Source organism: Xylanibacter ruminicola (assembly GCF_900107775.1).
Lineage (GTDB): Bacteria > Bacteroidota > Bacteroidia > Bacteroidales > Bacteroidaceae > Prevotella > Prevotella ruminicola_C.
Window position 1 is genome coordinate 207044 of the sequence record NZ_FNRF01000005.1, and the last position, 20051, is coordinate 227094.

22 protein-coding genes are annotated in these 20051 nt (G+C 49.6%); 7 read left to right on the forward strand and 15 right to left on the reverse strand.

Annotation, left to right across the window (positions count from 1 at the left end; genetic code table 11):
• The first annotated feature begins 161 nt into the window (after positions 1-161).
• Entirely contained in the window at positions 162-1034 is an 873-nt protein-coding gene (gene rfbA / locus BLU97_RS13160; RefSeq protein ID WP_074761953.1) for a glucose-1-phosphate thymidylyltransferase RfbA, read from the forward strand.
• A gap of 41 nt (positions 1035-1075) precedes the next feature.
• On the opposite strand, the gene BLU97_RS13165 is transcribed toward rfbA, so the two are convergent.
• The gene (locus tag BLU97_RS13165) at positions 1076-3010 is read right to left on the reverse strand and encodes a sugar phosphate nucleotidyltransferase (protein WP_074761954.1); all 1935 of its coding nucleotides are present in this window, start codon (positions 3008-3010) and stop codon (positions 1076-1078) included.
• Between the two features lie 185 nt (positions 3011-3195).
• Between BLU97_RS13165 and BLU97_RS13170 the strand changes: the two genes are divergently transcribed.
• Complete coding sequence (locus BLU97_RS13170; protein ID WP_074761955.1) at positions 3196-3792, forward strand: RNA polymerase sigma factor; 597 nt, start codon at positions 3196-3198, stop codon at positions 3790-3792.
• Here BLU97_RS13170 and rpe read toward each other — a convergent pair.
• The 9 genes from rpe to BLU97_RS13210 form a co-directional block, all read right to left on the reverse strand.
• Positions 3784-4434 (reverse strand): ribulose-phosphate 3-epimerase, encoded by a 651-nt coding sequence (gene rpe / locus BLU97_RS13175; protein WP_139209033.1) that lies wholly within the window; start codon positions 4432-4434, stop codon positions 3784-3786. The genes BLU97_RS13170 and rpe overlap by 9 nt on opposite strands.
• A gap of 8 nt (positions 4435-4442) precedes the next feature.
• The gene (locus BLU97_RS16330) at positions 4443-4577 is read right to left on the reverse strand and encodes a hypothetical protein (protein WP_255327352.1); all 135 of its coding nucleotides are present in this window, start codon (positions 4575-4577) and stop codon (positions 4443-4445) included.
• A gap of 50 nt (positions 4578-4627) precedes the next feature.
• Positions 4628-5602 carry a methionyl-tRNA formyltransferase gene (gene fmt, locus BLU97_RS13180; RefSeq protein ID WP_074761957.1) on the reverse strand — a complete coding sequence of 325 codons (975 nt, stop codon included), beginning with the start codon at positions 5600-5602 and terminating at the stop codon, positions 4628-4630.
• 12 nt (positions 5603-5614) lie between these two features.
• Positions 5615-7420 carry a chloride channel protein gene (locus BLU97_RS13185; protein WP_074761958.1) on the reverse strand — a complete coding sequence of 602 codons (1806 nt, stop codon included), beginning with the start codon at positions 7418-7420 and terminating at the stop codon, positions 5615-5617.
• 134 nt (positions 7421-7554) lie between these two features.
• Positions 7555-8139, reverse strand: a complete 585-nt coding sequence (locus BLU97_RS13190; protein WP_028907423.1) for an L-threonylcarbamoyladenylate synthase — start codon at positions 8137-8139, stop codon at positions 7555-7557.
• A gap of 2 nt (positions 8140-8141) precedes the next feature.
• Positions 8142-9731: a peptide chain release factor 3 gene (locus tag BLU97_RS13195; RefSeq protein WP_074761959.1), complete on the reverse strand. Its 1590-nt coding sequence runs from the start codon at positions 9729-9731 to the stop codon at positions 8142-8144.
• Positions 9728-10576 carry a dTDP-4-dehydrorhamnose reductase gene (gene rfbD / locus BLU97_RS13200; protein WP_074761960.1) on the reverse strand — a complete coding sequence of 283 codons (849 nt, stop codon included), beginning with the start codon at positions 10574-10576 and terminating at the stop codon, positions 9728-9730. Before rfbD ends, BLU97_RS13195 begins: the two co-directional genes overlap by 4 nt.
• 150 nt (positions 10577-10726) lie before the next feature.
• Positions 10727-11272, reverse strand: coding sequence for a DUF4924 family protein (locus tag BLU97_RS13205; RefSeq protein ID WP_013064904.1), 546 nt, complete (start codon positions 11270-11272; stop codon positions 10727-10729).
• An 8-nt stretch (positions 11273-11280) separates the two neighbouring features.
• Complete coding sequence (locus tag BLU97_RS13210) at positions 11281-11946, reverse strand: LysE family translocator (RefSeq protein WP_074761961.1); 666 nt, start codon at positions 11944-11946, stop codon at positions 11281-11283.
• Positions 11947-12118: 172 nt separating this feature from the next.
• Between BLU97_RS13210 and BLU97_RS13215 the strand changes: the two genes are divergently transcribed.
• A complete protein-coding gene (locus tag BLU97_RS13215) occupies positions 12119-13102 on the forward strand; it encodes an ROK family protein (protein ID WP_074761962.1) in 984 nt (327 codons plus the stop codon).
• A 178-nt stretch (positions 13103-13280) separates the two neighbouring features.
• Complete coding sequence (locus BLU97_RS13220; protein WP_074761963.1) at positions 13281-14822, forward strand: phosphotransferase; 1542 nt, start codon at positions 13281-13283, stop codon at positions 14820-14822.
• Positions 14823-14970: 148 nt separating this feature from the next.
• Here BLU97_RS13220 and BLU97_RS13225 read toward each other — a convergent pair whose 3' ends face one another.
• The 5 genes from BLU97_RS13225 to nusB are packed head-to-tail and all read right to left on the reverse strand — an operon-like array spanning position 14971 to position 18227.
• The gene (locus BLU97_RS13225) at positions 14971-15393 is read right to left on the reverse strand and encodes a DUF5606 domain-containing protein (RefSeq protein ID WP_074761964.1); all 423 of its coding nucleotides are present in this window, start codon (positions 15391-15393) and stop codon (positions 14971-14973) included.
• Positions 15375-15941, reverse strand: a complete 567-nt coding sequence (gene coaE / locus BLU97_RS13230) for a dephospho-CoA kinase (RefSeq protein WP_074761965.1) — start codon at positions 15939-15941, stop codon at positions 15375-15377. Before coaE ends, BLU97_RS13225 begins: the two co-directional genes overlap by 19 nt.
• Positions 15938-16927, reverse strand: a complete 990-nt coding sequence (locus BLU97_RS13235) for a hypothetical protein (RefSeq protein WP_074761966.1) — start codon at positions 16925-16927, stop codon at positions 15938-15940. Before BLU97_RS13235 ends, coaE begins: the two co-directional genes overlap by 4 nt.
• The gene (gene yajC / locus BLU97_RS13240; RefSeq protein ID WP_074761967.1) at positions 16928-17248 is read right to left on the reverse strand and encodes a preprotein translocase subunit YajC; all 321 of its coding nucleotides are present in this window, start codon (positions 17246-17248) and stop codon (positions 16928-16930) included. It lies immediately after the preceding gene.
• Positions 17241-18227: a transcription antitermination factor NusB gene (nusB, locus tag BLU97_RS13245; RefSeq protein WP_254771725.1), complete on the reverse strand. Its 987-nt coding sequence runs from the start codon at positions 18225-18227 to the stop codon at positions 17241-17243. Before nusB ends, yajC begins: the two co-directional genes overlap by 8 nt.
• 250 nt (positions 18228-18477) lie before the next feature.
• Between nusB and BLU97_RS13250 the strand changes: the two genes are divergently transcribed.
• Genes BLU97_RS13250 through BLU97_RS13260 form a run of 3 tightly spaced genes read left to right on the forward strand, consistent with a single transcriptional unit; the run spans position 18478 to position 20051 of the window.
• A complete protein-coding gene (locus tag BLU97_RS13250; RefSeq protein ID WP_074761968.1) occupies positions 18478-19074 on the forward strand; it encodes a 50S ribosomal protein L25/general stress protein Ctc in 597 nt (198 codons plus the stop codon).
• Between the two features lie 20 nt (positions 19075-19094).
• Positions 19095-19667 carry an aminoacyl-tRNA hydrolase gene (gene pth, locus BLU97_RS13255; protein ID WP_074761969.1) on the forward strand — a complete coding sequence of 191 codons (573 nt, stop codon included), beginning with the start codon at positions 19095-19097 and terminating at the stop codon, positions 19665-19667.
• 3 nt (positions 19668-19670) lie between these two features.
• Positions 19671-20051 carry an RNA-binding S4 domain-containing protein gene (locus BLU97_RS13260; RefSeq protein WP_074761970.1) on the forward strand — a complete coding sequence of 127 codons (381 nt, stop codon included), beginning with the start codon at positions 19671-19673 and terminating at the stop codon, positions 20049-20051.

Sequence of the window (20051 nt, forward strand, 5' to 3'; positions counted from 1 at the left end):
AATCTATTTATAATTACAAATCGACTGCAAAATTAATAAAAATTAGGCACGGATTACGCGGATTAACACAGATTAATAATAATTTTATATAAAAAATCCGTGTAATCCGCGTAATCCGTGCCAAAAACTGTATCTTTGCACCAAATTTTAAATATCAACGTATGAAAGGAATTGTTTTGGCTGGTGGTTCAGGTACACGCCTTTACCCCATTACTAAGGGCATCAGTAAGCAGCTGATACCTATTTTCGACAAACCGATGATTTATTACCCCATCTCGGCACTGATGCTGGCTGGTATCCGCGAGATTCTGATAATCTCGACACCACACGACCTGCCTGGTTTTAAGCGCTTGTTGGGCGACGGATCGGATTACGGTGTGCGTTTTGAGTATGCCGAGCAGCCATCACCCGATGGACTGGCACAGGCATTTATCATAGGTGAGAAGTTTATTGGCGACGACTGCGCCTGCCTGGTACTGGGCGATAACATCTTCTACGGTTCGGGCTTTACAGGCTTGCTGAAGGAGAGTGTTGAGAATGCCGAGAAGCGTGGACAGGCTACTGTGTTCGGCTATTATGTGAACGACCCCGAGCGCTATGGTGTGGCTGAGTTTGATGGTGAGGGTAACTGCTTGAGTATCGAAGAGAAGCCTGAGCACCCAAAGTCGAACTATGCCGTGGTGGGCCTTTATTTCTACCCCAACAGCGTGGTAGAGATTGCCAAGCACATCAAACCATCGGCACGTGGCGAGCTGGAGATTACCACCGTTAACCAGGAGTATCTGGCACAGAAGAAACTGAAGGTGCAGACCTTGCAGCGTGGCTTTGCTTGGTTGGATACCGGTACTCACGACTCGCTCTCTGAGGCTTCGACCTTTATCGAGGTCATCGAGAAGCGCCAGGGGCTGAAGGTGGCCTGCTTAGAGGAGATAGCCTTTAAGCGTGGCTGGATAAGCAAGGAGAAGCTTGAGGAGGTGGCCAAACCGATGGCCAAGAACGATTACGGCAAATATCTATTAAGCTTAATAAAATAAAATAAGAAATCCCGCATTTTTAAGTGCGGGATTCTTTATTGTTATGGTTGTGGAAATTCAAGTGTCGCTTTGGCGAGCGATGACGGATTACCCATGTCGTACATACGTCCGCGCAACCTTACACCTACCATGCCACTGCGCTTGCGAACAGCCTCGAGGGCTGCAGTGAGCTCAATCTCGGTTACATGGTCGCCCTCAATCTCCTTCTGCATGATGTCCTCGTGTAACTGCGAGAATACCTCGGGGGTAAGGATATACTGTCCGAATACGCTGTAGTACTCCTTGTCGCCTTTCTTGTTGCGTACGCCTAAGAACTCCTCGGCATAGCTGGCCTTGGGTTTCTCGCACATGGCGTTCACATTCAGGATGGTGTGGTCGTTATCCTCCCAAACACCATGCAGAATGCCATAGCGGCTCACTTCGGCCAGGGGGATAGGATGGATACTTACCATCAATCGGTTGTAGCGCTCGTAATCCTCGATCATCTGTAAGGCACAAGGCTTATTTGAATCGCTGCGATACAGTGTATCACCCAGCAACAGCAATACGGGCTCGTTACCTGCAAACTGCGCTGCCTGGTAAACAGCATGACCAAAGCCACGCTTTTCGCGCTGATATACGTAGTGCAGCTTCTTACCAATATCTAATATATGATTCTCGTACTCCTGGGCTTCGGGGTTCAGCTTGCGCAGATGCTCATCGGGCAGGGGATGCTCGAAGAATTCGGCATACTGCTGGCGCTCCTCCTCGGAACCTAACACCAGACAGATTTCCTCGATACCACTCTGGATAAGCTCCTCGAGCAGGATGAGTATCACTGGGCGCACCATGCCGTCGGGACATGGGATGGGGAAGAAATCCTTCTTGATGACGCGTGTGGCGGGGTAAAGACGCGTACCGAAACCTGCCACGGGCACGATAGCACGGCGCACGGTGTGCACGGGTTTCAGGGTGAGCGTGTAGGCCTTCATGCCATGCGCATTGAGGTAATCGGCCACCTTTTGCTGCGATTCGGCATCGCGGGCCAGGAACTGTACCGAACCATCGCCATGCGAACCTACACCTTTACCACCCCATACCAGTGGCTGTATGTTGGGATCCTGCAGGGTGGCATGCAGCTTGGGTGAGTGCAGGGCATCCGACATAGGCGCTATCTTCTCGTCGAACATCGCTTCGGCCTCGGTCATCAGTTTTCCTAGGCTCTCGGCATCGCCGGCAGCCATGTATTTGATGGCACGATCAACGATATCCAGGTTAAGCTGTCCCAGGGCTTCGTGCTCGGCACGTTCGGCATCGCTATTGGGGAAGGGGTAGGCCTTGTTCAGATCCGACAGAATCTTGATGGTATCCTTCTCGGCGCACAAATCGGCGAACACCCAGTGCAAGGGCTTCTTTACGTTCAGCGAGCGCACCTCGATCTCGTCGCCATCAAAGGTCATCAGGTTAGGCTTTACACCAAATGCGCAGGCCTGGTCTAAGCGGCCGCAACGACTACTGGTGCGCAACTCGCCTAAGTAGGCAATGTTCATCTCGCCGAGCGTGTTGAGATTCAGATTATATAACTGATTAAAAGCGCGTGCCACCAGCACACAGATGGCTGCCGACGACGACAAGCCACTCTTCATAGGCAGCGTCATATCGGTGATGCGAATGCGCACACCGCCTACCTTATACCACTCGAGCATGTACGATGCCACACCCGCACAGTAGCAAAAGAACGATCCACTTTTTGCAATACGCTTTAGTTCAGTCTCGTCCATGCGACAGCTGAAATCCTGCCACACATTCTTAATCTCATCGGCTGTGCTGTAAAGCTCAAAAATACTCGACTTCTCTACTTCGGCGTAGATTCCCTGTTCGATACCCGTCACGATAGCTGCTCCAGGTTTAATGTCGGCATTCATTGTTCGGTAGTGTCCCGCCCAGTCGGTATGTTCACCAAACAGACACAGGCGTCCTGGTACGAATAGTTTCATATTTTTTCCTTTTTTAGGTTACTTAGATACTGCAAAAGTAGTAAAAAAATGTCACAATGTTAAGATTTTGAGCATTTTTTTTGGTGATTTGGATAAAAATATCTATTTTTGCCGCAGATTATTAACAATTTAAATGATTATTGCCTATCGAAACAAACTCTACTCAATTTTAAATTTTTGAGCATATGAGTACATTTACAAGTATGACTGACCAGGAATTGGTTCAGGCTTACCTAGATGGTAATAACCATGCATTCGACGAGTTACTCTCACGTACCCAGGACATCATCTTCAGCTACATTATGAGTGCAGTGAAGGATGAGGAGTTGGCTAATGAATTGTTTCAGGAAACGTTCCTGAAGATTATCAGCAAGATACAGAACCACCAGTATACCGAAACGGGAAAACTGCAGTGGTGGATGATTCGCGTGACACATAATGTGGTGATTGATTACTATCGCGACCAGAAGAAGAATTTTGTGGTAGATGCGCCTAAGGAGAACGATCTGAGTGCCGTGAAAAGTAGCGAGCTGGTAGATATCAATCGCGAGACCGAGCTTACCAACCAGCGCACGCTGAAGCAGTTGGTGCTGCTGATGAATGCCCTGCCTGCACGACAGCGCGAGGTGGTGTATATGCGATATTTCCAGGATATGTCGTTCAAGGAGATAGCCGAGGAGTTGGGATGCAGCATCAATACATCGTTAGGACGTATGCGTTACGCCCTGATCAACATGCGCAAATACTCGCGCGAATATAATCTGAATCTCAGCTTAGAGTGAGCGGAGCGACTTGATGATGCCCTCGGGATCGGCTGCGCCAAACACGTAGCTGCCACTTACCAGCACATCAACACCTGCTGCTACCAAGCGTGGGGCTGTCTCACCCTGCACACCTCCATCAACCTCAATCAGTGCGTGGCTGCCTTTCTCAGTGATCAGCTGGCGCAGGCGCTTTACTTTATCGATGGTGTTCTCGATAAATTTCTGTCCGCCAAAGCCGGGGTTTACGCTCATCAGCAGTACCATATCCACATCGTTAATGATATCCTCTAACACGCTAACGGGCGTGGCTGGATTCAGTGTTACACCGGCTTTCATGCCAGCCTGGTGAATCTCCTGAATGGTGCGATGCAGATGCACACAAGCCTCGTAGTGCACATTCATCATCATAGCACCCAACTTGGCTGTCTGTGCAATGTAACGCTCAGGGTGCTCTATCATATAGTGTACATCGAGTGGCTTCTTGCAAGCTTTTGCTACTGCCTCGAGTACGGGGAAACCAAACGAGATGTTGGGAACGAACGATCCGTCCATCACATCCAGATGAAGCCAGTCGGCCTCACTGCGATTAATCATATCGATGTCGCGGTCGAGATGCAGAAAATCTGCGGCAAGTAATGATGGTGATACTAATGCCATAATTTTTTAAGTTAGTTCAGGTTCGACGTTTTGTTGCAGTTACTACGATAGGTGTATGCAACAAGACGAATGAGGTCGAGCGTTTGCTTGCGCGGCTTGTACGTCTTCTCGCTGAACATGTTGTCGTCTGGAGTAAAAATCTTCATAGGCAATCTGTTTTTATTGTTCTACCTATTTATAGTAACGCAAATATACCTTATTTTATTATATAATTATCGAAATTTTTAATGCCATTCAGGAAATCTTTGCCATTCATGCGCTTTTTTCCTGCCAACTGCAGCTCCTCGATCATCAGCAACTCGTCGGCTGCCTTGATGCAGGGCTTGCGGTCGATAATGGCGGTGTGGCCAAGCTCGCCAGTGGTATTTCCAGTTTTGCTGGTCTTGAAAATCTTCAGCACTGTTTCCTTACCATCGGGCGATACCAATGTTGTCCAGGCACCGGGATAGGGCGAAAGACCACGGATAAAGTCGTAAACCTGCTTAGCTGGCTGGTTCCAGTTAATCTCGCAGGTTTCCTTGAATATCTTTGGTGCTGCGTGCAGCTCTCTACCTACGGGTATCATCTGCTCCTGAGGAATGCTCTCGGGGTGTCCATCGGCAACGATAATCTTTTCTAATGTCTCCAGACAGATCTCGGCACCCAGATGCATCAATCCGTCGTACACGTACTCTACATCGGCTGTGTCGGGGATAGCGAAAGGCTTCTGCATGATGATACGACCAGTGTCGATATCGTGGTCGAGGAAGAAGGTGGTTACGCCTGTTTGTGTTTCGCCGTGGATAACGGCCCAGTTGATGGGGGCTGCACCGCGATACTGTGGCAGCAAAGCGGCATGTACGTTAAAGGTGCCGTATGCGGGCATATCCCATACTACCTCGGGCAGCATGCGGAATGCTACTACCACCTGCAGGTTGGCCTGATAGCTGCGCAACTGCTCTACAAACTCGGGATCCTTCATTTTTACGGGTTGCAGTACGGGCAGGTTGTGCTCGAGGGCATACTTCTTAACCTCCGATGGCTGCATCTCTGTCTGATGGCGACCAACGGGTTTGTCGGGCTGTGTTACTACAGCCACTACGTTATAATCGTTCTCAACCAAAGCCTGCAGTGTTGGCACCGCAAACTCAGGTGTTCCCATAAATACAATTCGTAAATCTTCCTTCTTCATCTGCTATGTTTTTTAGTCTTCACTCATATCGGCCACCATCTTGCGATACATTGTGTATATGCGCTGGCGCGAGATGTAGCCCTTCAGGCGGTTCTCGGCATCGAGCACAGGTAGCCAGTTAGCGCCAGTGCGGTCGAAGGTGCGCATTACCTGTCGCATGGGCATACCGTCGGTAAGCAGTGCCTTGGGATCGGTCATCAACTGCGACGCCTTGAAGTGGTGATAGAGTTCTATTCTGAATACTACGTTTCTGATTTTCATAATGTCGATCTCGCCCAGCAATTTGCCGCCTGCATCGAGCACGGGCAGTACTGTGGAGTGGCTGCGACTGATTTTGTGTACAATCTCGTTCAGCTCCATATCGGGTTCGACACCCAGGTAGTCGCGCTCAATTACCGAGTCGAGATTCATCAGCGTCAGCACAGCGTGGTCGGTATGGTGGGTGAGCAGTTTTCCCTGCTTGGCCAGGCGCGAGCCATAGATGCTGTGAGGCTCGAAAATGCTGATGGTCATATAGGCCACCACGCTCACAATCATCAGCGGCATAAACATCGAGTAGCCGCCAGTCAGCTCGGCTATCAGGAAGATACCCGTAAGCGGCGCGTGCATCACACCCGACATCACACCTGCCATACCCAGCAGCGCAAAGTTCTTCTCGGGCACATACACACCGATGGAGTTGATGTTCCATAGTCGCGAAAAGAGGAAGCCGGTAAAGCATCCGATAAACAGCGATGGTGCGAATGTTCCACCGCAGCCGCCTCCACCATTGGTGGCCGATGTGGCTACTACCTTGGTAAACAGTACCAGGGCGATATATACCAGCAACAGCGAACCCTGACCCGAGAACATCGAGTTGTTAAGTATGCGGTTCCAGTCGTCGGCATTCTGTCCGTTCAACAGTAGGTTAATGCTGCTGTAACCCTCGCCGTACAGCGCGGGGAACAGGAAGATAAGCAAACTAAGCGTGGTGCCGCCGATGGCCAGCTTTACGTAGGGCTTATCCTTGAATTTCGAGAATACATCCTCGCAGGCTCCCATCATGCGGATAAAGTACAGCGAAACCAGTCCGCAGGCAATACCTAAGCCTATGCAGGCCGGTATGCGCTCCACGCTCCACTCGCTATCCAGATGGAAGGTAAAGAGCGATGAGTCGCCACTAAAAATATAGGTAAACACGGTGGCTGTTACGCATGATACCAGGATAGGTAGCAGGGCCGACATGGTCATATCAATCATCAGCACCTCGAGCGTAAACACCAGTCCGGCTATCGGGGCCTTAAAGATACCGGCGATAGCACCTGCAGCACCGCAGCCAACCAGTGTCATCAGCATCTTTCGGTCGAGATGGAACAGCTGTCCAAGGTTTGAACCGATGGCCGAACCTGTGAGCACGATAGGTGCCTCGGCTCCTACCGATCCTCCAAATCCGATGGTGATGGCCGAAGCAATCACACTCGACCAGCAGTTGTGCGATTTCAGTCGCGAGCGGTTGGATGAGATGGCATAGAGAATGCGCGTGATACCGTGCGAGATGTTATCTTTTACGATATAGCGCACAAACAGCGACGTGAGATAGATACCCACAACGGGGTAAACCAGATAGAGCCAGTTGGCACGACTCTGGTTGAACGAGCTGGTGAGCAGCGTTACAATCTGGTTGATAATCCAGTGCAGCACAAAGGCAGCCACGGCAGCGAAAAAGCCCACAAGCAGGGCGAGGATAATCATAAACATCCTCTCGCTCACGTGCTCCACGCGCCAGTCGTGCAAGCGCTTCAGCCACTCCGGTCTTCTATCTACAACTGTTGTCTCCATATTTTTTTTAGGCACGGATTACACGGATTAACACGGATTTTTTTATTATCCGTTTTCCGTTTTGTCCGTTGCCAGTTTCATTCATTTGTTAAATATATTAATCCGTGTAAATCCGTGTAATCCGTGCCTAATTATTATTTTCGTATTACTGTAACTTCGCCGTTTTCTTTCAGTTTGATGATGCTCGAGGGTGTGTGGGGCTTGTGCTCCTGACGACGGCTCCAGCATACGTAATCTACAGCCTCAAGGATACGTGGATCGATGTCGCAGTAGTTCTGTGCTGCTGGCTCGCCACTGATGTTGGCCGATGTTGATACGATGGCCTTCTGGAAACGGAAGCAGAGCTCTTTCGAGAAAGGCTCGTTGGTGATACGGATACCTAAGCTGCCATCCTCGGCAATCAGGTTGGGGGCCAGATTGATAGCGCCATCCAGAATCAGCGTGGTAGGCTTGGCATCGGTGGCCTCTTTCAAGCTGTCAATCAACTGCCAGGCCACATCGGGCACATTGCGGAAGTAGCGCTGCATGCGGGCATCGCTATCCACCAAGCAAATCAGCGCCTTCGAATCCTCGCGCTGCTTAATCTCGTAAACACGCTTCACGGCCTCGGCATTGGTAGCATCGCAACCAATACCCCAAACGGTGTCGGTGGGGTAGAGGATTACACCGCCCTTACGCATGCATTCTACGGCCTGTTTAATATCGTCTTCTTGTTTCATAATTAAAACTCACTTGTAAAGTGGAACTTGATGTTTTCGAAGTCCTGCTGCGCCATGCTCAGCACGTAGCCGCTATCGGCCAGGAACACGTCGCGGCCGTCTTTATCCTTGGCCATGTACTGGTATTTGCGCTTCTTAAAGTTTTCCAGCTCCTGTGGATCGTCGCTCTCAATCCAGCAGGCCTTATACAGATGTACGGGCTCCCAGCGGCATTTGGCGTTGTACTCGTTCTCCAGACGGTACTGGATAACCTCGAACTGCAGCTGACCTACGGTTCCGATAATTTTTCTATTATTAAACTGGTTTACGAACAACTGTGCCACACCCTCGTCCATCAGCTGGTCGATACCCTTCTGCAGCTGCTTGGCCTTCATGGGGTCGTCGTTCTCGATATACTTAAACAGCTCTGGGCTGAACGAAGGCAGTCCGCGGAAGTGCAGCTTTTCGCCTTCGGTCAGTGTGTCGCCAATCTTAAACATGCCACCTGTATCGGGCAAACCTACGATATCGCCTGGCCAAGCCTCGTCGATGGTGCTCTTACGCTGTGCCATAAACTGTGTGGGGCTTGAGAAACGCATGGTTTTACCCTGGCGCACGTGCAGGTAAGGCTGGTTGCGCTGGAACTTACCAGAGCATACCTTACAGAATGCGATACACGAGCGGTGGTTGGGGTCGATATTAGCGGTAATCTTAAAGATAAATCCTGTAAACTTGTTCTCCTCGGGCTGTACATCGCGCTCCTCGGCCTTGGTGGGGCGGGGCGATGGTGCAATCTCAACAAAGCAGTTGAGCAACTCCTGTACACCAAAGTTGTTCAGGGCCGATCCGAAGAATACGGGGGCCACTTCGGCCTCGCGGTATGTCTCTACGTCGAACTCGGGGTAAACACCATCCACCAGCTCCAAATCCTCGCGCAATTTGGCGGCATTCTCCTCGCCTACACGCTGGTCTAGCTCTTCGCTGTCGATGTCAACCTCAACCTTATCTGTTACACGCTGCTTGTCGGGTGTAAACAAGTCGAGCTTCTGTTCGTAGATATTGTAAACGCCCTTGAACTTGGCACCCTGATTGATAGGCCAAGACAGTGGGCGAACCTTGATTTCGAGTTCCTGCTCCAGTTCGTCGAGCAAGTCGAAGGGATCGCGACCTTCGCGGTCCATCTTGTTGATAAAGATGATAACGGGTGTTTTGCGCATGCGGCACACCGTCATCAGCTTACGGGTCTGAGTCTCAACACCTTTGGCACCATCCACTACGATAATGGCTGAATCTACAGCGGTGAGTGTGCGGAAGGTATCCTCAGCAAAGTCCTGGTGACCTGGGGTGTCCAGAATGTTCACCTTGTATTCGATGTCCTTGCCATCGGGGGTGTAATCGAACTCCATCACAGAGGTCGATACAGAGATACCACGCTGCTTCTCGATATCCATCCAGTCGCTGGTGGCAGTTTTCTTAATCTTGTTGCTTTTTACAGCTCCAGCCACCTGTATCTGTCCACCGAACAGCAGAAACTTCTCTGTCAGCGTAGTCTTACCCGCGTCCGGGTGCGAAATGATGGCAAATGTACGTCTTCTTTCTATTTCCTGATTCATAATTTCTCAATACAATCTTTTAATGATTCTTCCCAATATGGTATCTCTATACCATAGGTCTGCTTTATTTTTGTTTTGTCTAACACGCTGTAGTGTGGACGGGCGGCGGGAGTAGGGTACTCTGTGGTGTGCAGGGGGCGCACCTTGCAGTCCTTGATACCGGCAATGCGGTGGATGGCCTTGGTAAAGTCGTACCACGAGATAACACCCTCGTTGCTGAAGTGATAAATGCCAGGTACGATGCCCTGATTGATGGCGGCAAAGATGGCCACTGCCAGGTCGCGTGCATAGGTGGGCGTACCTATCTGGTCGAAGATCACACCCAGTTCGGGCTTCTCCTTACCCAGGCGAATCATCGTCTTCACAAAGTTGTTGCCGAATGTAGAGTACAGCCATGCTGTGCGGATAATCATCGAGCGCTTGCAACCATTGATCACCTCCTGCTCGCCTGCAAGCTTGGTGCGACCGTAGGTGCTGTTGGGGCATACACTATCCTGCTCGGTATAGGGACGGTGATTAGTACCGTCGAACACATAGTCGGTAGAAATCTGAATCATCCATCCACCACGCTTCTCAATGGCTTTGGCCAGCAGTCCTGGGGCGGTGGCGTTCAGTTTGTGGCACAGCTCCTGGTTCTCTTCAGCCTTATCCACGGCTGTATAGGCGGCACAGTTCACAATACCGTCAATCTCGTTGTCGGTTACAAATCGGTTGATGGCAGCCTCGTCGGTGATATCCAGCTCGGCCACATCCGTATTAAAATAGGTGTGCTGCTGGTTTTCTTTTTCCAGCAGCTGCATTTCGTTTCCAAGTTGGCCGTTACAGCCGGTAATCAGTATTCTCATACGCTTCATTCATATTTGGCACGGATTACACGGATTAACACGGATTTTTTATTTATCCGCTTCCGAATTATTCCGTAACCTTTATTATTTCATGATGAATAAATTTATTAATTAATCCGTGTAAATCCGTGAAATCCGTGCCTAAAAACTTTATTCGAACTTTAGTCCTTCTTCTTTGTCCTTCTTATAATAATCTGAGAGCATGCCGATAAAGGTTGTGATTTCCTTGACGGCATGTGCGGTGTCGGGCGAAATGTCCTTCTTCTGCAGGCGCAGCAGCATCACTCCGTACAGCGAGTTAAAACACGTTTCAATCTCGTTCTCCTCTTTGTTGGCGCCACGGTTGCGCAGCTCTACGATAAAGGGCAGCACTTTGTAGTAAGCCGTGTTGTAAAAGGGAAATTTGCTGCTCTGTAACAGCTGCTGGTGCAACTCAATCAGCATCTGCATGGTTACCTTGTTAATCTGCAGGTGTCCCTGCTCGCGGCATCCCTCCTGATTCATCATGCGTATCAGGTTGCCAAACCAGTCGGTCTCCTCTTCCTTCTGTTCGTCGTTGTAGTCAAAGCGCTCAATGTACTCGCGCTTGATGCGTTGCAGCGAGCAGTCGAATGCTCGCACCGTGTCTTCCATCTGCCACATATACAGCAGATACTCGGCAATGTTGGTTTTTCTAAGTTCGTTTGCTATAAACATATTTTATGCTAGAATAATCTTACCAGGTTGGTGGTTAATCCGAGCAGCATGATGATACTGCCCACGATCACAGCCACGCCAATTACTTTGTTGATGATCTTGATACCGTTAGTATCAAACTTAGTGCGTATCTGATCTACCAGCCATGTCAGTCCCCACCACCACAGCATGGCGCCTGCCACGATGCTTGCAAAGCCCACAATCATCTCGAACGGATGGTTGGGCAGCACAAAGGCAAACTGGGCATACATGGCCAGGAACAGGAAGATGATGAGCGGATTAGAGAACGTAACCAGAAAGGCTGTCCACGTGTTGTACCACAGTGTGCCTTGCTGCTTGCCGCTCTGGTGCATTTTCTGTGTAGGGTCGGTTTGGTAGGTGTACCAGCCAAAGCACAGCAATAAAATGCTACCCGCAATCTGCAGATAGAATCTGTTCTGATCGTTGGTGATAAAATCCATCACAAACGACATTCCGTAGCCAGCAAACGCCGCATAGATAATGTCGCTCACAGCGGCACCCATGCCTGTGGCAAAGCCAAACCAGCGGCCTTTATTCAGTGTGCGCTGTACGCACAGAATACCTACCGGTCCCATCGGTGCGCTGGCAATCACACCGATCAACATCCCCTTGAAGATGAAGTCTAATATATTTATTGGTATATGAATGGGCATAACGGGTGCAAAGTTACGAAAAATTTTCCGCTTACGGCTGATTTTAGTCATTCTTTTATAAAATAATGGTTAATTTCCGTAAAAAGTCAAGTGTTATGCCGAATTTTTTAGTAATTTTGTGCCTTGAAATCAAAATACGATATTAATATAGACTAATAAACTTATTATAATTATGAACGAACAGAACGCAGAAATTAAGCCTTACGTTATTGGCTTAGACTTAGGAGGAACCAATTCAGTATTTGGTATTGTTGATGCCCGTGGCGATATCAAGGCCACAACTGCCATCAAAACTGGTGGTTACGATAATGTTGATGATTACGTAGCCGCATCGGTTCAGGCTTTGCAGCCTATCATCGAGCAGGTTGGCGGTATCGAGAAAATCAAGGCCATGGGTATTGGTGCTCCTAACGGCAACTATTATAACGGCACAATCGAGTTTGCTCCTAATCTGCCTTGGGCTCACAATGGTGTAGTACCCTTGGCAAAGCTGTTCAGCGATGCATTAGGCATTCCCGTAGCCCTTACCAACGATGCTAACGCCGCTGCTATCGGCGAGATGGTTTATGGTGTGGCTCGTGGCATGAAGAACTTCATCGTTATCACTCTTGGTACCGGTGTAGGTTCAGGTATTGTTGTTAACGGTCAGCTGCTCTACGGACATGATGGTTTTGCAGGCGAGCTGGGTCACGTAACAATGGTTCGTGGCGAGGAAGGTCGCGCTTGCGGATGCGGTCGTACAGGCTGCTTGGAGTGCTACTGCTCGGCTACAGGTGTGGCTCGTACTGCTCGTGAGATGCTGGCTAAGACCGACCGTCCATCATTGCTGCGCGATATGAACCCTGAGGATATCACATCGCTCGATGTTTCAATCGCTGCCGGTAAGGGCGACGAGCTGGCTAAGGACATCTACGAGTTCACTGGCAAGATGCTTGGCGAGGCTTGTGCCGATTTCGCTGCCTTCTCATCACCCGAGGCATTCATCTTCTTCGGTGGTATGGTTAAGGCTGGCGAGCTGATTATGAAACCTATCCGCGAGGCTTACGATGCCCATGTTCTTAAAATCTTCAAGAACAAGGCCAAGTTCCTCGTTTCAGGTCTCGATGGCGCTAGCGCAGCCGTTCTCGGTGCCTCGGCCATCGGTTGGGAAGTATAAATAAATTGTTTTTTTAAGTTAATAGGTAAATAAAAGGGGTTCGCCGCGTGATGCAGCGAACTCCTTGTTTTGTTAATATCTTTCAGATCTTTTTCCCTTCTTCTCGAAGATACTCCCGCTCGAAAAATCTCAAATATATTTGGATTTTTGCTCGCTTATTCGTAACTTTGCAGGCGTTATGCAGAAACTTATCGATTTATATACAGAGTGGAGGGGGGCTGAGCCGGCTAACGTTCAGCAGATTCCCGGGGGCGGTAGTAACCGCACTTACTTCCGTTTGACCGACCAGCAGGGACAATCGGTGATAGGCGTGATAGGTACCAGTCGCGACGAGGACCATGCGTTTATCTATCTTACCAAGCATTTTACACGTCTGCAGATGCCGGTGCCAAAGATCCTGGCTGCCAGCGACGACCAGCTGCGATACCTGCAAACCGATTTGGGTAGCATGTCGCTTTTCGACGCCATCCGTGGTGGTCGCGAAGCGGGCGGACGTTACACCCTGAAAGAGCAGGAACTGCTGAAGCGTACCATTCGCGAGCTGCCTAAGATGCAGGTACAGGGCGCACGCGATCTGGATTTCGAGAACTGCTACCCACAGGCGGAGTTTGACGTGGACAGTGTGCTGTTCGACCTGAACTACTTTAAGTACTGTTTCCTGAAGGCTACGGAGATTGATTTCCACGAGTTGAAGCTGGAGGCCGACTTCCGACTGATGGCGAAGGACCTGACTTCGGAACAGAGCGATTCGTTTCTGTATCGCGACTTCCAGGCCCGCAACGTGATGCTCGACCACGATGGTAACCCTTGGTTTATTGATTACCAAGGCGGCCGAAAAGGTCCGTTTTACTACGATGTTGCTTCGTTCTTGTGGCAGGCCTCGGCTAAGTATCCACACAAGCTGCGCCGTGAACTGGTGTACGAGTACTACAACTCGCTGAAGAACTACATCGAGGTGCCCACGGTGCGCCACTTTGTAAATCGTCTGTCGCTGTTTGTGCTGTTCCGTACCTTACAGGTGCTGGGCGCCTATGGATTCCGCGGCTATTTTGAGCAGAAAAAGCATTTTATTGAGAGCATTCCACCTGCCATACAGAACCTTCGCGAGTTGTTGGCAAGCAGCACGCCTTGGCATTATCCATACTTGATGGAGATTCTGCAGAAGCTGACAGAGCTGCCACAGTTCCAGCAGATTGAGACGGTGGCCAGTCGTGCCGATGGTTATAAGACGACTGATTTGAACCCTTATAAGGCCCATCCACAGGACGGACCGGCTACATTCTCGAAGTACGATGCGCAGGGACCGCTGGTGGTTAAGGTGTTCAGTTTCTCGTATCGCAATGGTATACCCGAGGATGAGAGCGGCAACGGTGGTGGCTATGTGTTCGACTGCCGCAGCACGCACAACCCGGGACGTTACGAGCCTTACAAAAAGCTGACGGGTCTGGATGAACCAGTGATACGATTCCTGGAGGATGATGGTGAGATACTAACGTTCCTGGATTCGGTTTATAAGTTGGCCGATGCACATGTGCGCCGCTACATTCAGCGTGGCTTTACCAGTCTGATGTTCTCGTTCGGTTGCACGGGTGGTCAGCACCGTTCGGTTTATTCGGCTCAGCACTTAGCCGAGCATATCCACGAAAAGTTTGGTATCGAGGTTCGCGTAGAACATCGCGAACAGAAAATCAAACAAACCTTCGAAGCAAAGAAGATTTAGGCACGGATTACACGGATTAACACGGATTTTTTTTAGGCACGGATTTACGCGGCTTTAATAAATTAAAGACACGGCTTTTATTACGAAGTCGTGCCTTTTTTTTTAAATAATTAATCCGTGTTAATCCGTGTAATCCGTGCCCAAAAAACTATTCGGCACTCTCGCTCTCGGGCTCCTCGTCCTTGAAGTCGGTGATACCGGCCTCGATAAGGATGTTGTACCAAGTGATGAGCTTCTTGATGTGGCTATCCTTTACGCGGTCCTGATCCCACTCGGGCAGTACCTTAGTAAAGTACTCGCGCAGCTCGGCGCTCGAAGCCTTCTTCTCGTTGATGCTGGCACGCTTACCGTTCTCCAGCTTCTTCAGGTTGTCGAGAACATCTGTCAGGGGCACATCATCAGTCTCGGTAAACATGGCGATATCGCCAAGTGATGTGATGCGATCGGTTGCGAAGGCGGGCAGACGCTTGTGAGTAGCATCCAGAGCCTCTACAATCAGATTGTTGTTACCGCGGGTAACAAGCTTGTATAAACCGGGCTTGCCGGCAATAGCTAAAATGGTTTGTTGCATTGTTTTATTATTTTATTAATTTGATTATCTATATCAGCTTCTCCATCGTTAATCAGCACAAAGTCGGCCTTACGTATCACCTCCTGCTGTGGTAGCTGGCGGTTCATCCATTGCAGCGCCTGTTCGCGACTGATACCGTCGCGCTCCATCACACGCTGCAGACGAATCTCCTTGGGCGCTATCACCACAATCACCTTATCTACCAGTACATTGGCGCCGCTCTCGAACAGGATGGCACTTTCCATGTAGTTCAACCCGCTTTGGCGGAAGGCGTCGAACACGGCTGGGTGTACTATGGCGTCGATGGCCTTGGCATTGCTGGGCGATGCCAGCAGGAATTTGGCCACAGCGGCCTTATTCAGCGTGCCTTCGGGGGTGTAGGTTTCGGGACCAATCAGCGCTGTAAGTTGCTGGCGCAGCTCAGGCGAGTTACGCATCAGGCGTTTGGCCTCGCTGTCGCAATCGAAAACTTCGATGCCCTGCTCTTTCAGCACACGGCACACGTAGCTTTTACCACTACCAATGCCGCCCGTAATACCTACTTTCATTCTTCGTCGGATTCGATCAGATAGTCAACCATGCTGGTTTCCAAACGTGCTCTGGAAATGCCGCGTGGCACACTCTTAAGATAAATGTGGCACTTTTCCTGCGGGTGGTCCTTAATCTCATTGTAATCGGCCACCACGTAGAAGTCGGTAGGCTTAAGATTTCGGTACACACTAACACCCGTTACGAATGTTACGTTTACGCGCGATGGGAACGTGCGGATAGATTTGCCCTTAGGCAGATTGATGGCCTTGATGGGTACACCCTCGATGCTCTCCTCGGTAAGTACGTCGGTGCAGAAGGTAACCCGCACATGGTCGGGTATCATCTTTACGCCTTTAATCTTGGCCAGTTCGCAGTTGGCACGCAGCGTATCGCGGAAGTTGGCGTAGTTAAGCTGCTCGGTGTAAACCACGTTAATGCTGTCAAGCTTTTCGGGCGAAGCGTAGATGGTAACGCTATCGGGACTGTAAGCCACACGCGAAATAAAGAACAGCTCCTCGGGAATTACACGTCCGCTCCAGCGTACGGGCACCGTTTTCTTGTCGCCGTAGTTGTAATAGAACTCCAGCTTCTCGGGCTTCATAGCCGTGATGCGTGATCCGCTGGCCAGCTGCTGGTAAACCAACTTCTGTATTTCCTGCTGCGAAATCACACCAGTACCGTTGCCGTGCGAGTAGTTCTTAAAGTTCACATTTACCTTACGCAGTATGTCGCCATACATATAAGTAAGGAGTGTGATGCCCTTGTCGCGGATGGTTACGCGCACCGTATCAGTCTCGTCGCTGGTGAGCACAGCATTCTTCGGAATGCCTACTACCGACACGGGGATGGCGAACTCGCGCTCGTAAACCTCGTTAAGTGTGGTTTGCAGCCAGAAGATGCCCGAAAGTGCCAGGAAGAACACGAAAAGCAGCAGCTCCTTATTAGTCTTGCTAAAAAGGAGCTTGTGCAGTAACCGTGCAATGCTTCCCAGAAATTTCTTCATTTACTTGCCCTGCTGGGTGCTTGCCATATCTTTGTAAACCGATGTCTTCTCGACGGTAACAACCACGTCGCGAGCAATCTTGATGTCGACTGTGTTCTTAGCCAGGTCGATGCTCTTAACTGTGCCGTGGATACCACCACCGGTAACAACCTCGGTACCTTCCGAAAGTTCGTTCTGGAACTTCTGGATTTCCTTCTGTTTCTTCTGCTGTGGGCGGATCATGAAGAACCACATGATGGCAAATACGGCTACCATCATGATAATCATGCTCATACCGCCACCGTTCTGTGCTGCCTGTGCAGCGAGTACAAAATTAGTCATGTTTCTTTGTTATAATTTGTTTTTTGGGTTTATATTCTCTCTCCTTCTTAGGCTCGATGAACTTAGCCAGGCGTCCGCTCTCAACCAGGTTGCGGGCGATGCCATCCAGCATACCGTTAATGTAGCCGGCGCTCTTGGGGGTAGAGTAGAACTTGGCAATCTCAACGTACTCGTTGATGGTTACGCTGATGGGCACGTTGGCCAGGGTCATCATCTCGGCGATGGCAATCTGCATCAGGATGATATCCATGTAAGCCAGACGTGAGAAATCCCAGTTACGCGAAGCCTCGCTCATGTAGCGCTGGTACTCGTCGGCATTCATGATGGCTGCACGGAACACCTTGCGCGCAAAGTCCTTCTCCTCTTCGCTGTCCCACTCGGGCAACAACTCCTGCTTGGGGCCGTTAGCCTCGTCGAAACGCTTGATGGTCTTCAGTACAAATGTATCAACGATGGTCTTATCGTCGTTCCAGTACAGGCTCTGGTCCTCCAGAATAGCGTCGAGCTCGTCGTTGTCCTGAATCAGGGTGCGATATATCTTGCGCCAGAACTCACGGTCGATATCGTAGCTATCCTCGGGGTTGTTCATATACTCCTGGTAAACCTCGCTCTGCTCAATCTTCTCGAGCAGCGATGCTACAAATGCGGCATTCTCGTCCCAACCGCTCTTCTGGGTGCTGATAAAGTCGTTAAGCTGCTTATTCTCGGCCAACTGAATGGCAAAACGGTTCAATACAAAACGCTGCGATGGCTCGGGTGTGCCTTCACGCTTGGCACGCTGTACCATCACCTCCATACGGCGGCTTGCTTCTTTATTTACGGCCACCATCAGGGCCAGCATGTAGTTGTAGAGGTCATAAGCTTTCGAGAGACTGAAAAATAACTCTTTTTCAGCCGTGTCGATGTTCTTGTTACCGTTTTGATAGTAGGCGTAGGTTAACTGAACAATCTTAATTCTGATAATTTCTCTGTTAATCATCTCACTTGATGTTTTTTATTATTATACCTATTTATATATAAACTTTTCGTTTAAATCGGCTGCAAAATTAGTAAAAAAGGTCGGAATAAGCAAGAAAAATACAGAAAATTGAGGTTTTTTAGCCAAATATTTGGTTGGTATCAAAAAAAGTAGTACCTTTGCACCGCTTTTTCGGCTTCGTGCCGAGATTCGTGTGATGGCGAATTAAGCAAAACGTAAATTTTTAAACTTAATTTAGAGTAACACATTTATGAAAGAAATTAGCGTAAGTGGCCAGAAGCGTGCCACAACTGGCAAGAAGGCCAGCAAGGAAATGCGTAAGGAGGGTCTTGTACCTTGTAACATGTACGGTGAGGCAAAGGGTGAGAACGGTCTGCCCGTTTCAATGTCTTTTGCTATTCCTGCTTCACAGCTCCGTCGTGTTGTTTATTCACCTGATGTTTATGTTGTAAACCTGACTATCGATGGTGAGGCTCACAAGGCTGTAATGAAGGAGCTCCAGTTCCACCCAACAACAGATGCTCTGCTGCACGTTGACTTCTATGAGGTAAACGAGGAGAAGCCAATCACAATTGGTATCCCTGTTAAGCTCGTTGGTCACGCTCAGGGTGTTCGTGATGGTGGTCGTCTGAGCCAGGCTGTTCGCACACTGAACGTAACAGCTCCTTACAAGCAGATTCCTGAGGTTCTGAATGTAGACGTTACAGAGCTCAAGCTCGGTAAGGCTATCAAGGTAGCTGAGCTGAACTTCGATGGTCTGCAGATCGCTACTCCTGCTCAGGTTGTAGTATGCTCAGTTAAGGCTACACGTGCTTCTCGTTCTGCAGCTGCCCAGGCTGCTGAGTAATTTATCTAATTCGTTTGCGAATGGATAAGTACTTGATTGTTGGACTGGGAAATATCGGCGACGAGTACGAGAACACCCGCCACAATACAGGCTTTATGGTATTGGATGCTTTTGCCAAGGCATCCAATATTCATTTTGAAGATAAACGCTATGGTTTTGTGGCCGAAACATCGCTGAAGGGCCGTAAGGTTATCCTGCTTAAGCCATCCACCTACATGAACCTGAGCGGTAACGCCGTTCGTTACTGGCTGAATAAGGAAAATATCGAACAGAACCGTTTGCTGGTTATCAGCGACGATGTGGCTCTGCCTCTCGGTGCTTTCCGCTTGAAGGCTGGTGGCTCTAATGGTGGACATAATGGATTGGGCCATATTCAGCAGCTCATCGGACAGAACTATGCTCGCTTGCGTATGGGTATCGGCAACGATTTTCCACGCGGCATGCAGGTGGATTGGGTGCTCGGCAAGTACGACGAGGAGGATATGAAAACCCTCGCACCAAGCATCGATACTGCTTGCGAAATTATCAAGAGCTTTGTGTTGGCTGGTATCGATATCACTATGAACCAGTTTAACAAACTGGGTAAGAAATAGTTTATGGAAGAAGCAAGAATTGACAAGTGGCTTTGGGCATCGCGTATCTTTAAGACCCGCTCTATTGCAGCCGATGCTTGTAAGAACGGTCGCGTTGCCATCGGTGGGGTGAACGTAAAGCCCTCGCGTATGGTGAAGGTAGGCGAGACTGTAAGCGTGCGCAAACCGCCCATTACCTACTCGTTCCGTATTCTGAAGACTATCGAACAGCGTGTAGGAGCAAAACTCCTGCCCGAAATCTACGAGAATGTGACGGCTCCTGAGCAGTACGAACTGCTGGAGATGACGCGTATCAGTGGTTTCGTTGATCGTGCCCGTGGTACCGGTCGTCCCACCAAGAAGGATCGTCGCAGTTTGGATGCGTTTATCAGCGACATGGAATAA

Excerpts from the sequence above, each read along its gene's own strand:
- BLU97_RS13215 (WP_074761962.1), top strand. The coding sequence starts at position 12,119 with ATGAACGAACAGAACGCAGAAATTAAGCCTTACGTTATTGGCTTAGAC.
- rfbD (WP_074761960.1), bottom strand. The coding sequence starts at position 10,576 with ATGAGAATACTGATTACCGGCTGTAACGGCCAACTTGGAAACGAAATG.
- BLU97_RS13165 (WP_074761954.1), bottom strand. The coding sequence starts at position 3,010 with ATGAAACTATTCGTACCAGGACGCCTGTGTCTGTTTGGTGAACATACC.
- BLU97_RS13195 (WP_074761959.1), bottom strand. The coding sequence starts at position 9,731 with ATGAATCAGGAAATAGAAAGAAGACGTACATTTGCCATCATTTCGCAC.
- coaE (WP_074761965.1), bottom strand. The coding sequence starts at position 15,941 with ATGAAAGTAGGTATTACGGGCGGCATTGGTAGTGGTAAAAGCTACGTG.
- rfbA (WP_074761953.1), top strand. The coding sequence starts at position 162 with ATGAAAGGAATTGTTTTGGCTGGTGGTTCAGGTACACGCCTTTACCCC.
- BLU97_RS13190 (WP_028907423.1), bottom strand. The coding sequence starts at position 8,139 with ATGAAACAAGAAGACGATATTAAACAGGCCGTAGAATGCATGCGTAAG.
- BLU97_RS13210 (WP_074761961.1), bottom strand. The coding sequence starts at position 11,946 with ATGCCCATTCATATACCAATAAATATATTAGACTTCATCTTCAAGGGG.
- BLU97_RS13260 (WP_074761970.1), top strand. The coding sequence starts at position 19,671 with ATGGAAGAAGCAAGAATTGACAAGTGGCTTTGGGCATCGCGTATCTTT.
- BLU97_RS13225 (WP_074761964.1), bottom strand. The coding sequence starts at position 15,393 with ATGCAACAAACCATTTTAGCTATTGCCGGCAAGCCCGGTTTATACAAG.
- BLU97_RS13250 (WP_074761968.1), top strand. The coding sequence starts at position 18,478 with ATGAAAGAAATTAGCGTAAGTGGCCAGAAGCGTGCCACAACTGGCAAG.
- fmt (WP_074761957.1), bottom strand. The coding sequence starts at position 5,602 with ATGAAGAAGGAAGATTTACGAATTGTATTTATGGGAACACCTGAGTTT.
- BLU97_RS13235 (WP_074761966.1), bottom strand. The coding sequence starts at position 16,927 with ATGAAGAAATTTCTGGGAAGCATTGCACGGTTACTGCACAAGCTCCTT.
- pth (WP_074761969.1), top strand. The coding sequence starts at position 19,095 with ATGGATAAGTACTTGATTGTTGGACTGGGAAATATCGGCGACGAGTAC.
- yajC (WP_074761967.1), bottom strand. The coding sequence starts at position 17,248 with ATGACTAATTTTGTACTCGCTGCACAGGCAGCACAGAACGGTGGCGGT.
- BLU97_RS13220 (WP_074761963.1), top strand. The coding sequence starts at position 13,281 with ATGCAGAAACTTATCGATTTATATACAGAGTGGAGGGGGGCTGAGCCG.
- BLU97_RS16330 (WP_255327352.1), bottom strand. The coding sequence starts at position 4,577 with ATGAAGATTTTTACTCCAGACGACAACATGTTCAGCGAGAAGACGTAC.
- BLU97_RS13185 (WP_074761958.1), bottom strand. The coding sequence starts at position 7,420 with ATGGAGACAACAGTTGTAGATAGAAGACCGGAGTGGCTGAAGCGCTTG.
- nusB (WP_254771725.1), bottom strand. The coding sequence starts at position 18,227 with ATGATTAACAGAGAAATTATCAGAATTAAGATTGTTCAGTTAACCTAC.
- BLU97_RS13170 (WP_074761955.1), top strand. The coding sequence starts at position 3,196 with ATGAGTACATTTACAAGTATGACTGACCAGGAATTGGTTCAGGCTTAC.
- BLU97_RS13205 (WP_013064904.1), bottom strand. The coding sequence starts at position 11,272 with ATGTTTATAGCAAACGAACTTAGAAAAACCAACATTGCCGAGTATCTG.